The 14,452-nt window shown below is 63.5% G+C and carries 10 protein-coding genes and 5 pseudogenes; 7 read left to right on the top strand and 8 right to left on the bottom strand.

What is annotated here, in order from left to right; genetic code table 11:
• Nucleotides 1-180 precede the first annotated feature (180 nt).
• Nucleotides 181-1,027 (bottom strand): annotated as a pseudogene (locus FSO04_RS37380) (IS5 family transposase).
• A gap of 248 nt (nucleotides 1,028-1,275) precedes the next feature.
• On the opposite strand from FSO04_RS37380, the pseudogene yiaA reads away from it, so the two are divergent.
• Nucleotides 1,276-1,715 (top strand): annotated as a pseudogene (yiaA, locus tag FSO04_RS48400) (inner membrane protein YiaA).
• Between the two features lie 199 nt (nucleotides 1,716-1,914).
• On the opposite strand, the pseudogene FSO04_RS37370 reads toward yiaA, so the two are convergent.
• A pseudogene (locus FSO04_RS37370) lies at nucleotides 1,915-2,085 on the bottom strand (DNA adenine methylase); the annotation flags it as partial.
• A gap of 82 nt (nucleotides 2,086-2,167) precedes the next feature.
• Entirely contained in the window at nucleotides 2,168-2,959 is a 792-nt protein-coding gene (locus tag FSO04_RS37365; protein ID WP_154566501.1) for a group II intron maturase-specific domain-containing protein, read from the bottom strand.
• 444 nt (nucleotides 2,960-3,403) lie between these two features.
• Between FSO04_RS37365 and FSO04_RS37360 the strand changes: the two genes are divergently transcribed.
• The 5 genes and pseudogenes from FSO04_RS37360 (at nucleotide 3,404) to FSO04_RS49090 (ending at nucleotide 7,511) form a co-directional block, all read left to right on the top strand.
• Nucleotides 3,404-4,906, top strand: coding sequence for a hypothetical protein (locus tag FSO04_RS37360; protein ID WP_154566500.1), 1,503 nt, complete (start codon nucleotides 3,404-3,406; stop codon nucleotides 4,904-4,906).
• Nucleotides 4,903-5,487, top strand: coding sequence for a hypothetical protein (locus FSO04_RS37355; RefSeq protein WP_154566499.1), 585 nt, complete (start codon nucleotides 4,903-4,905; stop codon nucleotides 5,485-5,487). Before FSO04_RS37360 ends, FSO04_RS37355 begins: the two co-directional genes overlap by 4 nt.
• A gap of 114 nt (nucleotides 5,488-5,601) precedes the next feature.
• On the top strand, nucleotides 5,602-6,426 hold the full coding sequence (locus FSO04_RS37350) for a hypothetical protein (RefSeq protein WP_154566498.1): 825 nt from the start codon (nucleotides 5,602-5,604) through the stop codon (nucleotides 6,424-6,426).
• A 35-nt stretch (nucleotides 6,427-6,461) separates the two neighbouring features.
• Nucleotides 6,462-7,058, top strand: a complete 597-nt coding sequence (locus tag FSO04_RS37345) for a hypothetical protein (protein WP_154566497.1) — start codon at nucleotides 6,462-6,464, stop codon at nucleotides 7,056-7,058.
• Nucleotides 7,059-7,064: 6 nt separating this feature from the next.
• A pseudogene (locus FSO04_RS49090) lies at nucleotides 7,065-7,511 on the top strand (pectate lyase family protein).
• A 182-nt stretch (nucleotides 7,512-7,693) separates the two neighbouring features.
• On the opposite strand, the gene FSO04_RS37330 reads toward FSO04_RS49090, so the two are convergent.
• From FSO04_RS37330 to FSO04_RS37310, 5 genes and pseudogenes are all read right to left on the bottom strand, one after another.
• Nucleotides 7,694-9,826 (bottom strand): hypothetical protein, encoded by a 2,133-nt coding sequence (locus FSO04_RS37330; RefSeq protein WP_154566494.1) that lies wholly within the window; start codon nucleotides 9,824-9,826, stop codon nucleotides 7,694-7,696.
• Nucleotides 9,827-10,126: 300 nt separating this feature from the next.
• A pseudogene (locus FSO04_RS37325) lies at nucleotides 10,127-10,327 on the bottom strand (IS110 family transposase); the annotation flags it as partial.
• 132 nt (nucleotides 10,328-10,459) lie between these two features.
• Nucleotides 10,460-10,909 (bottom strand): CesT family type III secretion system chaperone, encoded by a 450-nt coding sequence (locus FSO04_RS37320; protein WP_154566493.1) that lies wholly within the window; start codon nucleotides 10,907-10,909, stop codon nucleotides 10,460-10,462.
• 29 nt (nucleotides 10,910-10,938) lie between these two features.
• Nucleotides 10,939-11,397, bottom strand: coding sequence for a CesT family type III secretion system chaperone (locus FSO04_RS37315; protein ID WP_154566492.1), 459 nt, complete (start codon nucleotides 11,395-11,397; stop codon nucleotides 10,939-10,941).
• A gap of 216 nt (nucleotides 11,398-11,613) precedes the next feature.
• Nucleotides 11,614-12,903 carry a hypothetical protein gene (locus tag FSO04_RS37310; RefSeq protein WP_199203092.1) on the bottom strand — a complete coding sequence of 430 codons (1,290 nt, stop codon included), beginning with the start codon at nucleotides 12,901-12,903 and terminating at the stop codon, nucleotides 11,614-11,616.
• Nucleotides 12,904-13,012: 109 nt separating this feature from the next.
• Between FSO04_RS37310 and FSO04_RS37305 the strand changes: the two genes are divergently transcribed.
• Nucleotides 13,013-14,440: a sigma-54-dependent transcriptional regulator gene (locus FSO04_RS37305; protein ID WP_154566490.1), complete on the top strand. Its 1,428-nt coding sequence runs from the start codon at nucleotides 13,013-13,015 to the stop codon at nucleotides 14,438-14,440.
• Nucleotides 14,441-14,452: the final 12 nt, after the last annotated feature.

The raw sequence follows: 14,452 nt of genomic DNA, 5'->3' as shown, positions 1-14,452 counted from the left end.
GACCGGCACCGTCACGGCCGCCAGAATACACGCGACGAGAAACCCGAGAAGACGGGTGACCGGCATTGTTCCCAAGAAATTCGCTGCCCTCATATGACCTCACTCATGCGGATGACGCGCAACGTTGGGCATTGGTGCATGGAGGCGAGGCTGGGCGCAATGCGTCGCTTTCCCCATGAACTATGCGCGAACATTACAGCGGACGGACTTCGGGCGTGCGGCGGCCAGCATGCGGTTGAGGACCGCCACGCCGATCGCCGCTTCGGTCTGCCGAGTATCGAGGTCGCGTGCCCGTAAGCGCGGAACGATCAACGCCTTATCGCGGCCCATCGTGGTTTCGACCAGGGTTCGCCGGCCATAACCACTCGCCTTCTGCCAACCCAGCCGCCCATGGGCAGTGATCGCTTCGCGATGGCAATCGCGCTGCGTGGACGGCCCGGTCTCGGCCGGGATCTGATCCAGCAGCGGTGTGACCTGCGACGGATCCTCCCCATCCTGACCGGTGAGCATGCGCGCCACGATCTGCGCCGTGCCGGCATCAACCGCCAGATGAAGCTTGCGCCAGCTACGGCGTGACTTCACGCCGTGCTTCTCCTGTAACCATTGACCCACGCCGTCAAGCTGCAGCCCGGTGCTGTCGACCAGCACCTCCAGCGGACCGTCGGGCAACGCCACGTGGCTGACAGCCAGTCGCTGCTTCGCACGCCGGCTCCGAGTCATGTGATCGGGGATCGGCAGTGTCAGCCCCATTAGCTGGAGCACCGAACCCAGCAGGCCTTCGGCGTGGCGCAAACGCATCCGCAACGCACTGCCCAACATCAGGGCGGTTCCGATCGCCAGATCGGCCGCAGCTGACCGCCTGGCCCGGAACGCCGAGGGGCCTGCCACTGCGTGAGCACCTCGGGCGTAATCCACAACGTCAGGTTCCCCGGCTGCGCAGGCTCGCTTCGTACCCGTGCCAGTTCGTCATTCGGTGCGCCATCTTTGGGATGTGATGTCGGCGATCGGCGTTGTGCTTGTGCGGCATGCGTCAGCTCTAATGATATGGCCCTCACTCTATTGCCCTGATCTTTCAACAAACTATTCATGCACCAATACCCCTGCATGTGGCACTCAGTCGCTGTTTCGCCACACAATATAGTTATAACTATCGTATGTCAACGATGAAAAATTGCACGCTGGCATCCGATCGGCAGTGGCTCTTTCGGGTAGCTGGACGCGGTTACCCGCGTCCAGCTCCATCAGGTAGGGTCAGCAACAACAGGAATTCTGATAATGGACCGCTCTGCTCAACAACCGTCATTCGCTTTCATCGCCGCGTCGTGGGGTGCACTACTCGCCGGGTTCTGTGCCTACCTGGTCGGCCTGTGGAACGCGGGCATGCAGCTCAATGAGAAGGGCTACTACTTCACAGTGCTCGTCTATGGCCTTTACGCCGCAATTTCACTGCAAAAGAGCGTGCGCGACCGTGCCGAGGGCATTCCTGTTACCGGCATTTACTATGGCCTCAGCTGGACTTCGCTGGTTCTTGCCATCACGCTGCTCGCCGTGGGTCCGTTCAACGCGACTCTCGCATTGAGCGAAAAGGGTTCTTACGCGATGCCCTTTCTACTTGCGCTGTTTGGTGCTGTCTCTGTCCAGAAAACACACGTGACATCAGCGCTGTTCGGCCGAACCTCGCCGAAAGCGAAAATACGCACGGCGCACAGGAATAGATCGACAGCGTTTCACGAACGAGCCGGACCGCCCCTCCAAAAAGGCCATACACGGTATCGGGAGGCGCGCAGCAAGTGTTGGTGCCGAACTGTAGCCAGTGGATCAATCGGAATTATGTGCGTGCCATAGAAGTGAACTTGTTAGGGGAGGTTCGCAATGGACGACAAGCAGAAGATCAGATCTGGTTTGCTAAAATTTCAGGCTGAGGATCGCGCGCCCCTTCAGCTGCCTGAGCATCCCGGCCATGCGCTCGTAGTGCTCGAAGCCGAACGGCACACCGTAGCCCTCCGTTTGCCAGTACGGCGGATCAAAATAGAAAAACGTGTGTGGTCGGTCGTAGCGCGTGACGCACCCGTGCCAGTCGAGGCGTCGGGTAAGGACGCGACGTTGCCGTCGCATTCTCCCCTAAGAACGAAACGTGCGACTTTCGCCGCATTTCGTTCAAGCCTTTCTAAGCCCATTTCACGTGAGCCGGTTTCACCATCGAGCGTCCGAGAGCACGCGCGGTCCGATGACATTCCGGATGCAGCATGACCAAGTTTCGGTTCGAGTCATTGCCGGCATCGAACGTTCGTTCCACGTGGTACAAACGCCAGCCATTGGACTTCGTGGTCAACTGCTGACAGACCGGACACGACCGTCGCTGATCAAGCCACAAGCGGATCGGCCGCACCCGACCTTTGAGCGAGTCCAGCATCGCGAATCCCAGCCGCTCCTCGAAATACCTTTCCCACTGAACATCGAACGGGTTTGCCGCTGCCTTGAGTTTCCGGTTTCGCCGGATCGGCGTGCCTGCAACGTCATAGAGCGTCAGGAGTTCAGGCTTTCCTGTGCTGAGCGTCTTGCCAGTCTCCGTGCCAAAGACCCAATGCCGTGCACCAACGGTACAGAAGTACTTCCGATGGACCCAGCGTCTGCCTTTGTTCGGATGCCGACGCCTTGCCCAGCACCATAGACACTGCCAGATCGCAGAACTGATTTTGCCAAAGATTTGCTTCGCCACGACATGCCGATAGTAGTTGGCCCATCCTCGGAGCAACGGGTTGACCTTACGTATCAGTTGACCATGCCGCGTCGTCGCGTTGCCTTTCACGATTTCCCGCAGCTTGCGCAGAAAGCGCTGAACGTTTGCTCTGGCTGGCTTGATCAACAGCTTGCCGCCATACTTGCGCACGTTGATGCCGAGGAAATCGAACCCGTTGTCGATATGCGCGACCTTGGTCTTCTCCGGCGACAGCGACAATCGTGCCGTGCACTGATGGAAAGGCGCTCATACGCGTTCTCATCGCCTTATCAACCTGCCGGGCTAGCTCAGCGAGGCGGCGTCCGCCCTCTCTTTCCAGGAAGAACCGTCAGCGCACGCATTCGCGAGCGGCGGCGCAGTCAGCCTTGCTAGCTGGCGCCTCGTCGATGATATGCGTCATGCAAGCTGGGTAACGCCGTCGCCAGCGAAGTTCCAACCATCGAGACTTCACGCATTTTTCGATGCTCGATATGTATGAATGGCCCAATCCTGTCCCGTGCGGCCTGACGCGTTGCTCGAATGCTTTCTCGATCCACGGCCGCGCGAACCGCAAAGAGTCCGCGCTGAACCGCATCCCCTTTCCCGTTACCAATGGGTCGAAGACGGCTACGCGTTCAGGAAGCGCCAGCTTCAGTGGCCGTTCTATGCCGCGGAGAATCCACTATGGTCCACTTCAACACCACATTCACGCACACCCATCCGGTTGGACAAGAAAGCGCACACGCCGCCGATGCAGGAAGTCGTTCGTCCACCTCTTCGCGCATGCAATTCGGCGCCGCCGCCAGCGCCGCACGCGCAACGGCTCACGCGGTCAAAACGACTGCGAGCCGCGTCGCCGACGCGTTTCATTCCATCGACCCGACCCGCATCGCGACACTGTTCGCGCGTCTGGGCAACGACAGCCACGAGCTGAAGGCAAAGCTCGCGCAGATGGGAAAGAAAGCGGCCGTGGCGGCGCAAGGCATAGAACAGCGATTGAGGCAACGGCTCGGCGAAGCGTTGGGCCGGCATTTGCCTGCGGGCGCTTCGCTAAAGGACGCCTTTGCCCGCCTCGGCGAGCTTGGCCAGCACGTCGCGGGACGGGCGGGGCAAGCCTGGTCCGAGCTGCGCAAACAGTTGAGCCCCGAGAAAATCGCGACGATGGGTGGCGAACAGTGGGCGAAGTTGGTCAATTCGTTCAAGGCCCCGGAGCACGGGGTGGTTCACTCGAACATGCAATCGCTGATGCAGCATGTGGGCATTCACGAATTTTCGCGTTTGAAGGAACACGACTGGCAAACGGTTCTGGGACACCTCGCCAAGGGCTCGAAGTTCGAATCCGCGCTGCAGCAGGCAGGCAAGCAAACCTATTACGCAGCCAACTGGGAGACGTTCAGCAACAAGCTCTCGCAGGCCGGCGTGAATGTCGAAGACTACGTGGCGCGCCACCCGGAAAAACTGCTCGCCGCCTTCGTTCCGCGGACCGGTGCCGGGCGCTCGGGACGCAGCGACGGCGGCGCATCGACCGAAGAGGCGTACAGCCGGTACGGTTCGAACCGCACGCAAACGCCAGACGAGTCCTCACAGCGTCCGGGATTCAACCACCCGGATCCTGGCGCAAGCACAGCGAGGCCGCAGTCGCAATCTCGGGCTCAGTCGACAGAGCAGCCACATGCTGGCGCCGGTGCTTCTGACGGCGGCCCGAAGTTCAGTCGCCCGGCGCCGGACGCCCGGCACTCGACGTCCGGCCAGTACCAGGGAAATGCGGGCCGCGCCGGGTTTAACCGCTCGAATTCGGGCGCATCGGAATCCACATCAGGCCGCTACGAGCGTGCCCAGGCGGGACGCACGGAAAGGCCGACTACCTCCAATGCACCACGAATCAAGCCTTTGTCCCTGACAAACACGCCCAAGGCGCAGATGATCGACGAACTGATCAAGCGCGGGTTCCCGAAAGAGGATCTGCAGGCATTGCGCGACACCCTCGCGGTTTATCTCGGGAATGACCGGAGCGGTAAAAGAGATCAAAGACAACAGGTCGAGGGCGACGAATTTCGAGCCAAATTCGGCAAGTACTTCGCTGAGGACATAGAGTCGTCTGAGGATCGCAAGGGCTTTGGCGTGCTGTACCTCACACTACGCAAGCATGTGGCCGCCGAGATGAACAAGAATCGGGGAGCCGCATGATTAGCGACGATCGCACGCCGCACGCCTACGCCGACCCGACCCCGCTCTTTGAGCCACCAACGGCGCCCGGCTTCGATACGCCCTTCCACGCCGGCACTGCGGTCAGCGCCGCCAGTGCGCCGCCTGGGGACAACGAGTTGGACGCGATCGCGGCAGAAGCGCTCGCCGAGTTCGAAGCGCTGGTCGACGAGATCGTCGCCGAGCTGGCCGCTCACTGGGACGGCTGCGCCAAAGCCGCTCCGGACAGCCTGCAGTTCGGCGCCGGCGAAGCGGACAACAACTCGCGCGACGAAGAGATCCGGCAGTATGCGCGCGAACTGGTTGCCGCCGCGTACGTGAACCAAGACAACTCGGTGTGGGATCCTGCGGACGCGCAAAGCTACGCTAGCGGCACGCAGGCAGACGCGCTGCTGCCTACGCTGCTCTCGTTGACCGACGAGCCGGGCGAAGCGTCGCCATCCGAAGATGCGGGAGGCGCGGACAGCGCCTATCCGTCGTCCGAGCCCACGGTCGCGGCGCAGGACGAACCAGCCGCGGACGGAAATTCCGTGCTCTCCTTCGTGGCCGTGGCCCGATGCTGATCACCGGCGCCTCGTCGCGGAACGACGTAGCGGCCGCCTCGAACGCAGCAACGAACCACTTCGCGCATGCCGTTACCAAAACGGTATATCTACAGGAAACCGGAGCACCGCCTCATGGACATGCCATTGCTTACAGCCCACCCCGGCAATGTGTCGGATGCCGCCGCGATCGGCCACCATGCGCTGGTTCCCTTTACACCGCAGCGGTCGTCCGGCGCTGGCCGCACGACGACCTTTCTCAGCGCCGGTCCAACGCATTCCGCGCCCGGCCTGCCCGCGCCGCTCGGCGCGAGCGATTTTCACGACGTCGACCCGGTGCGACTAGCCGCTCGCCTGACGGAAATGTTCGCGCGCGGCGGGCCCGATGTCCATGCGGGAATTCGCGCGGCAGCGCACAACGCGACGCGCGACGCACGTGAGCTCGACGAACATCTGGGCGCCGAACATGGTGCTCTGCTTGCGTTGCCTGCACCCCGGTGTGACGGGCATGAAGGCAGCACAGAGCAAGCGGTTGTCAACGACTATGACGGCGACCTCGAGCAGGCACATCATGGCGATGGTGACGAAATGTTCGATCACGCAGACGCGTTCGATCACGTCGCTCAAGGCGATCACGCAGGCCTGCCGGAACACGCGCACCACGTCAGCCACATGCACACCCCGCATGCGTCGGTACAAGTTGACGCTGCTAACGGCCACGACGAAGTCAATGCGCCGCCCCGGCACGCGGAACAGCAGACGACTTCGTCGCCGGGTGAGCCTGCAGTTGCGTCCCCCACCGAAGATGCGTTGAGCCAGCAAGCCAAATCGATGCAACAGATGATCGAGTATCAGACTCGTGCAAGCGAGCTGAATATGAACTTCAAGATTCAGAGCGACTTGCTGCAGAGCATGCAGAAGATGAACAGCGACTCCGCCGATGCGGCGAAGTATCAGTAATCGCGATCGTTCGGGGCGATGCCCAAGGGAAAACCATGACAGAAAGGGACAACGACACTGCGCAACGCGACACGCGGGACGTGCGTGTCGACATCGCCGTGAACGACGTGCGCGAGCGCTTCGGCGAACTGGTCAAGACAGTTCGCAAGACGCTCGCCGATCTGCAAGAGGCCACCAACAGCGGCGGTAGTGCAGCGCACGCGCTGCGATGGTTTGCACAGTCGGACGACGTGGACCCGGACCTCGATACGCTCGCCGTCGAGCTCGCGATTGCCGCCTACAACAATCGCGAGAACGCAATCTGGGATCCACTCGACCCGCGAACCTATCGTGGCGAAGCCGACGAAAATTCGTTTCTTTTCCAACTGCTGTCGAAAGCGCCCGTGTCTGGCGAAAAGGCGGACCATGACGGCCGCGATGTGGCATCCGACGCGGCCGCCCGTGCGGGTCACACGCTACACACACCGGCCACTACGACGGCGCCCACGGCGCGGGGTACAACTCAATCGGGAAAGGGCTCGTCCGGCACAACGGGTGCGAAGGGCACCGCTGGCACCACGGGTACACCGGACACCCCGCGCACGACAGGTAGACCGGGCGCAGGCGGCACGACGGGCAATTTCGACCGGTAAGCGCTTGTGTCGAGCTACGGCTGGTGCGCGCAGAACGGCGGCGGCACTGGCGGCTTGGCGGCGGACAATGCACACGCTTACACGGTCACCGATCGCGACCAACTGATCGCGGCACTCGGCGGTAACAATACGCCCAAGATCATCTGCATCGAGGGCACGATCGACATGAACGCTGATTCGAACGGCAACCAGATGACGAAAGCGCATATCGGCAACTAGCACGCGCATCTGCAGCACAACATGGCCAACGTCGGCTCGAACACCACGATCATCGGCGCGGGTTCGAACGCGAAGATCATCAACGGCGGCTTCAATCTGAGCAACTCGCACAACGACATCGTGCGCAACCTCAACTTCCAGTCACCGAACCACTTCTTCCCCGGCAAGGACGCCGAAGGCGATCCGCACGGCCGCGCGTACAGCATCGAGGCCAAAGGCACGACCAATCTGTGAGTCGACCACAACACCCTCTCCGACGGCCGCAAGACGCCCGAGGGCTCGATCACCGGCGACCAGTTGGACTTCACCGACGGCGCCGACTATGCGACCGTCTCCGGCAACCAGTTCCTCAACCACAACAAGTCGATGCCGGCCTCCCGCGCTCAAGCAACCTCGCGCGGTTGCCCTCCGGCGTCTTAGCGATCGGTCGCAACCGGCCAGACTGCGCTGCGCAGCCGCTCGAGAGACAGCACCTCGCCGGTCGATGGGGCGCCCGGCCCGGCAAGCGACAGCGATGCCGCTTCGAACAGCACTTGCCGAACAAACTCACTCTTACAGTTGTTCTTCGCCAGCGTCCTAATCCGATCGAAAAACTTCGTGTGCTCCATTTCGGACTGTATCGGGTTCTTCGGAAAAATCGGGAAAAAGGCGTCGCGCAGTTTCTCCCGAAGCGTGTTTGCGTCGGGAGACTGTAACGCGTACTCGATCGCGCGCTCGAGCAGGGTGGCGCATTGCGACGCGTCGCGCGGGGCATTGCCCTTGACCGACTGCGCAACAATTTCCGGCGCACCGGACAGCAACGCCACACTCAGCGTGCCGGCTTTATCCGCCGCGCCGTGGGCCTGAGTGAGCCGGGCAATCGCTTCCCAGGCTTGCTGCGATTCCAGTTGCGACGCTTCCGGATGTGCACCGGGAATCAATGTCGCCAGCGACTTCACCGGCACACCCATGACCATTTCGAAATGCATACGCGCCGCAGTCCAGACGTCGCCGCCGTGCCGTTCGATGTCGATGTGCTTCAGCGGGTCATGCTCCGCGTCCGCCGTCACGCCGGCCTTGGCGGCAAGGATCGCGGCACCGAGTCCGATTGCCCATCCGTGACGCTCGTTCTCGCGGCCGTATCGATGGTCGTATACGTCCTCGGCCGGCTGCTTGTCGCCTTCCGTCATGACGACATTGTAGTAGCGAAGGCCTGCGGATTCCGCCACAACTCCAGGTTTCGCGGCGTCGCCTCGACTCGCGAACAATGGCTTGTTGCGCACTGTCCGGTCAACGTGGAATTGCCGGACGTGCTCGACTTCGTGCAGTACCGTGTTGAGCACGAAGGCTGCGCCCTTGTTGAAGATGTCGTTCGTCAGCGTCAACCTTGAGGTCGGTCCCATCACGGTCACGGCTGCTGCGAGCGCATGCTCGGCCGACCGCGCGCTTTGGAACGATGCGTAGATCGGCTCGCGCAAACCCATTGCCAGGGCGGCGTGCTTGACGAGCTTTTCTGTCAATTCATCTTTCGCTGCGTCCGACAGCCGCGCTACACCATTCGCCGGCGACAGCAGCGCCCTGGCGCTTCTGTCGCCGGCTACCGCATCAATGTACTTTCGACCGATGCTGGCATGTTCCTTCGCCACGGCGCGATCGATCACGCCCCTTGCCTGGAACGCGTAGGTCTGAACCGGCAACTCCAACTTCGGATGGCGAATCAGCGCAATCAGGCGGCCGCGCTCGCCCGTGTCCAATGCGTCAAGTCGCGGCGTGCTTGCAATGTGCCGCAAGGCCGATGTCAGAAGCGGCCGCATTTCCTTCACGGCCTGCTCCGGAAGATAAGGTAATACGCTGTCCCCACGGGTGGATTCGGCAATTTCCCGCAGCAGAATTTCCGCAAAGGCATGAGATTGATCCGGCGCGGTACGCGTGAACTGCTGCGCGACCTGCAGATTGTTCCAGAAGTGTTTCGGATTGGCAGAACGCATGTAGTTCCAGACAGAGTCTTCGGCCGGCGCGCGAGCACTCGGCCCAGCATGACTCGACGATGCCTCGGCGCGAGCGGCAATGGCCACTCTCGCGCGCTGCGCCGCCGTACCGGTCCCGCGAGCGGCGCGCACGTCGACTGTCGGCTGTTCATCTCCCGCGTCATGAATGTCTGGAACGGCGTCACTCGTCTGGATACCTGAATAGCGTCGCGGCGTCCCGGCCTTGCCGCGCAATGCGGCCGACAGGCTCTTCAACGCATCGCGTGTGCTCCCGCCAAGGCCGCCCGCGTACGAGGGGCGGCTGCCGCCGCCCTGCCCGACCGCACGTATCGCCGTAGCGGCGGATGCCGACACGGTCGACTTCGCTGAAGGGGTATCGCGGGAGGTCGTTTCCTCGCACCGCGATTGCCCCGGCGTCAGACACGCGCCGAAGCGCTTCAGCGTCGACAATGCAATACGACGCGGGCTCGAGGCCTGACGGAACTGTACGGCCGGCTGCCGCGGCACCTCGCCCGTATTGGGTCTGCAGGGCGCCTGCGCTTCGCTCGCCACTTCAACCAGGTTCGTAAAGCCGATTCTCATTGCCTACCTCATCTATCTACGAATTCTGCTGTCTCGCCCCGGCGCAAATGGAGCGTCGTACAAGGTGGTTCATATCCGGTGTGCGCGCACGTCAGATCCGCACCGGCTCGATTTTCCAGTGCACGCTTACGCCGCAACGATCGATTCGACGCCGCCCGTACGATCGGCCGCAACTGCGGGTGACAGGATCGTGGCACGCCACGTCTCACTGCGGCTCGCGCGCTACAGATCGCGCCGTGCCGCCTCATCGGCAGACGCCAGCGGCTCCCGCGTATCCAGAGCAGTGATGTACGGCACCGCGAGCCCCCGAATTTCGCGTGCCCACCAGTGAGCACTTCCGCAAGCCTCGAGGGTATCTCGCCCTGCCGGGCGTCGGGCTAAAAATGCGATCAGATCGTCGCGGCCGAACCGACGACTCGCAATCTCACCGGGTTGTGCGTCGACCCAGTACATCTGGAACACCCGCTTTGCAACATCCAGTCCATATGTCGTAGCATTCATTGAGGGCCTCCGCTCCTCAAGTGGTTGTGTCGCAATTCCACTTCGGCACATTGATGCCGTTCGGTTCTGGAGGCCCTCAATCATGCCCCCCGAAGGGAGGGCAGGTGTCCATTCCATCTCGGTTGAGTGCGGTCAGACGGCCAGTCGGCGAACGTCGCGGGCAACGTTTTCGGTGCCGGCGACACCGGCCGCCTCGGGATCATTCAGGCCGTCGAGCAGCTCCGTCACCGTATCGAGCAGATCATTCGCCGTGTGACTGCCGTCTAGTGGAAAGCTGAACGAGTATTGCAACCGCTCGGCCTGCGGGTCGAGGCTCAGCGCGCCGTTGCCGGCGGGCGCCGAATGAAAGTTGACCTCCAGCGCGTACCGGTAGACGGTTTCGCGGTCGTCCTTAGGCACCTCGCCGAGATCGACGTGCACCAGCGCGCGAAACGGGTCGATCGACGCGTCGTAGCGGATCGACACCGCGTGCCCGGAGATGTCCAGTTGACCGCCGTCGATCAGCCGCGCGACATCGTCGACGCCGACCAGCCCACAAATGTCGTTTAGCAGCTTCGTGTAGTCTGCGTAATCCACGCTCATGCCCTCCTTCGATTGGCAGTTTTCAGGGTTCAGACGGTCAATCGCGCGCCGACCTCACTGGACAGGTCCCAGTTGCCGTCGGCACTGTCGAGGAAATAGCCGGATCGCCAGTTCTCCGCCTGCTCCACGCACAGTTGCAGGCTATTCGCGAGCGTCTCGGCGTCGGCCTGCTCGAGCGGCGTCCGGAAGCTGAACAGCACGTGCGCGCTTTCGGGATTCAGCGTGAAGGCTGCGGGCAAGGTGCCGCTGGACAGGAACACGTTGATCTCCAGCAACCGCCGGCACACGTCGTTCTCGCGGTCTTGCGGCAACGGACCGAAATCGCAGTAGACGAGCAGCTCCTGGTGGTCGATCGTGCCGACCAGCACCAGTGAGAAGCTGATACCGTTCACCGCCACGCTGCCCTGTTCGAGCACGGTGTCGGCGTCCTCGATCTTGACGAGTTCGCAAAACCCCTTGATCAGCCTGACGTAGTTCTCGCTTGCCATGATGTACTCTCGCGCTTGCCTCTGTCGTTTGCGCCGCTTGCGTTGCGTTCGCTGAGTTTGCTGCTTGCGCCGCGTGCGTGACTGGCGTTGTGCGCCTCACCGCGAAGTGCACCTGGGGCGACGTTCGTGTCGCCGCACCGCCGGTCGTCGAATCATGAGTAACGCCTGCGCCCACCCCGGTTCAATCGCTGCACGCTTCGCGCCGCCGCCCTTCGCTCACAGGAACACAGGATTCGTACTCGATGCCATGCCCAGACCGGCTCCGCGAAACCATTCCATCGCACGTCCGTCGCGCATCACGAAGCCGCCCATGCTGCCCGTGCCGTCGAGCAGGCGCACGACGCGCGGAAGCAGACGGTCGTAGCGCGTATTCGAGCGCCGCAGCAGGATCCGCAGGTTCGGATCGAACAGATCTTCGCCGCCCGTTGCCTGCAGCGGCGCGCGGGCAACGCCTGCCAGGCCGGCAGCACCGAATGCTGGATGCGCGGCCGGACGCGGTGAGCGCGCCTGTCGCGTGGCCGGCCGCCGGCCGACGGCGCCCGGCTTGTGGGTCCGGGCGGCCAGTGCCGGGCCGCTACTGACCGGTGCGGCGGCGGCTGGGTCCGTATCGTTCGCCGCAAAGCGCAGCTGCGACGCCCGCGGGTCGAGCAGCGCAAGAAACCGCTGTGCGTGCTCGAGCAAGCCCTGCGCGACCGTGTTGGCCGCACCGCCGGCGCCGTCCGGCTTGCGCCCGGCGAGCAGGCCCGTCGCCATAATGGCGTCGCGATGGATGTTATGGGCGAGCGCGACGACTTCGGCGTGCGCGAGCGACGGCAACCCTGTTTCGCCGACCGCATACGGATCCGCCGCGTGCGCGTCGTCCGCTTCGAGCCGCCGCTGCACGCCGGTGATCGTGAGATCGCCCTCCTCCAGCGACGTATGCGTATCCGCGCGCGAAGCATGATGACGGTCCGCGACGCGCTCGACATGCTGACCGCCGTGCGCGTGAGTGGGAAGCGCGTGCGCGCGTGCGGCAACGCCGTCTTCTTCCTCTTCGCCATGCAGCAACGCCTCGGCCGGATCGTGCATGCTCTCCGTGCCGTGGCCGGCGCCACCGGGCTTTGCCCGCCGCTTCGGCTGCTGCGGCTTGGGCTGCTGGCGAACCGCCGCGGCGAATTGCGCGCCGTGATGGTGGAATACTTCGCCCCAATGCTCATGATGAGTCGACGGCCGAAGCGGCGCCGCATCCGGATTGGTGCGGAACGCGAGCTGACGCCCGCCGGCGGCATCGCCAGACGCCGCGCCGGCCGCCACCTCCAGCACCTGTGCGCTGAAAGGGTTGGCGTTTAACTGCACGTCGCGGATCATGCTGCGCTCCTCCGGATGGACGACCGCGCACCGGCGAACGACGGTACGCACCACGACGCCGCCAGCTCCGCCGCTGTCTGCCGGCGAAAAAGTGTGGTCGCGGTACCACATCAGTAACCGCGTGCCGCGTGCGGTTCCCAGCGGGGACAATTTTTCCATCGTTACACGAAGATGTAATATGCACCGCGAATGACTTGGGTACACTGGGTCCCTTCCAATGTCCAAACTCCCCTTGTGCCGTTAGCGAACACGAACGGCACGGCAAACGATGAACCATCCTGCCGAACGCGCCGGGAGCGGCGATCTTCCCGAAAGCATCCGGGTGCTCGTCGTCGAGGACGACCGCGACTATCGCCGCAGCCTGGTCACCGCGCTCGGTCTCGGCGGCTATGAAGCGGTCGCGGCGGAGTCGTTGACCGACGCGCAGCGCCTGCTCAAGCAGATGCGGCCGCACGCGGTGCTGACCGACCTGTTTCTCGGCGACGTCGACGGCTTCGCGGTGCTCGAAGCCGTTCATGCGGCCGACCCCACCATCCCGGTGCTGCTGATGTCCGGGCACGGCGACGTGCCGACCGCGATACGCGCGATGCAGGCCGGCGCGCACGACTTCCTCGAGAAGCCGTTCGCGCGCGATCAGCTCTATGCGGCGCTGCGTGTCGCGGTTCAGCACCGTTTGATGAAGCTCGAACACGACGCGCTCGAGGACCGGCTGCAGACGCTCGCCGAACTGGAGCAGATGCTGCTTGGCAAGAGTCCGCAGATGGCCGCGCTGCGCCGGCTGATTGCGCAGATTGCCCCTACCACCGCCGAAGTCACGATCATCGGCGAAACCGGCACCGGCAAGGATGTGGTGGCGCGCGCGCTGCACCGCTTCAGCGGCCGGCCGGGCCCGTTTGTCACGGTCGATTGCGCGTCCATTCCGCCCACGCTGTTCGAAAGCGAGCTGTTCGGCTACGAGGCGGGCCTCTTCACCGGCGCGGTCAAACAGCGCGTCGGCCGGATCGAAGCCGCCCACGGCGGCACGGTCTTCTTCGACGAGATCGACGCGATGCCGCTCGACCTGCAGGCGAAGATCCTGCGCGTGCTGCAGGAAAAACAGGTGGAGCGGCTGGGCTCGACGCATCCGGTGACCGTCGACATCCGCGTGATCGCCGCCTCGAAGGTGGCTCTGCCGGCGCATGCCGACGCCGGGCTATTCCGGCCCGACCTCGTGTTCCGGCTCAATACGGTGACGCTGCGTGTGCCCGCGTTGCGCGAGCGGCGCGAGGACATCGCGTTGCTGCTGCAGCACTTCCTGCAGACAATCGGCGGACGCGAGGGCGACGAGGACGACGACGACGCCGCGCGCACGGTCGCGCAGTTGCACACGTCGCTGCTCGCGCACGACTGGCCGGGCAACGTGCGGGAGCTGCACAACGTCGCCGAACAACTGCATTTCGGCGTGCCCGTGGCGCTGCCCGGCGCGCCGCCGCATGACCGTCCGCAGACGCTGGCCGACACGCTGCAAGCAGTCGAGAAGGCCGTCATCGAGGACGCGCTGCGCCGTCACGACGGCAACACGGCGGCGGTATGCAACGAGCTGCGGCTCGGGCTGACTACGCTTTATCGCAAGCTCAAGCAGTTTGGTCTGGAGCCGCCGGGGCAACTGCGCACGGCGAACCGGCGCGCTGCCGGCGACGACCCGCCGCGAGGCTAACCGCCGAGATCC

The sequence above is a fragment of the Paraburkholderia madseniana genome (assembly GCF_009690905.1).
Classification (GTDB): domain Bacteria; phylum Pseudomonadota; class Gammaproteobacteria; order Burkholderiales; family Burkholderiaceae; genus Paraburkholderia; species Paraburkholderia madseniana.
Note: the sequence above shows the minus strand (reverse complement) of the source record. Positions and strands in the feature narration are given on the sequence as shown.

Coding starts and splice junctions, on each gene's coding strand:
- FSO04_RS37320 (WP_154566493.1), bottom strand. CDS start 10,909: ATGAGCGTGGATTACGCAGACTACACGAAGCTGCTAAACGACATTTGT.
- FSO04_RS37350 (WP_154566498.1), top strand. CDS start 5,602: ATGGACATGCCATTGCTTACAGCCCACCCCGGCAATGTGTCGGATGCC.
- FSO04_RS37310 (WP_199203092.1), bottom strand. CDS start 12,903: ATGGAAAAATTGTCCCCGCTGGGAACCGCACGCGGCACGCGGTTACTG.
- FSO04_RS37345 (WP_154566497.1), top strand. CDS start 6,462: ATGACAGAAAGGGACAACGACACTGCGCAACGCGACACGCGGGACGTG.
- FSO04_RS37355 (WP_154566499.1), top strand. CDS start 4,903: ATGATTAGCGACGATCGCACGCCGCACGCCTACGCCGACCCGACCCCG.
- FSO04_RS37315 (WP_154566492.1), bottom strand. CDS start 11,397: ATGGCAAGCGAGAACTACGTCAGGCTGATCAAGGGGTTTTGCGAACTC.
- FSO04_RS37360 (WP_154566500.1), top strand. CDS start 3,404: ATGGTCCACTTCAACACCACATTCACGCACACCCATCCGGTTGGACAA.
- FSO04_RS37330 (WP_154566494.1), bottom strand. CDS start 9,826: ATGAGAATCGGCTTTACGAACCTGGTTGAAGTGGCGAGCGAAGCGCAG.
- FSO04_RS37305 (WP_154566490.1), top strand. CDS start 13,013: ATGAACCATCCTGCCGAACGCGCCGGGAGCGGCGATCTTCCCGAAAGC.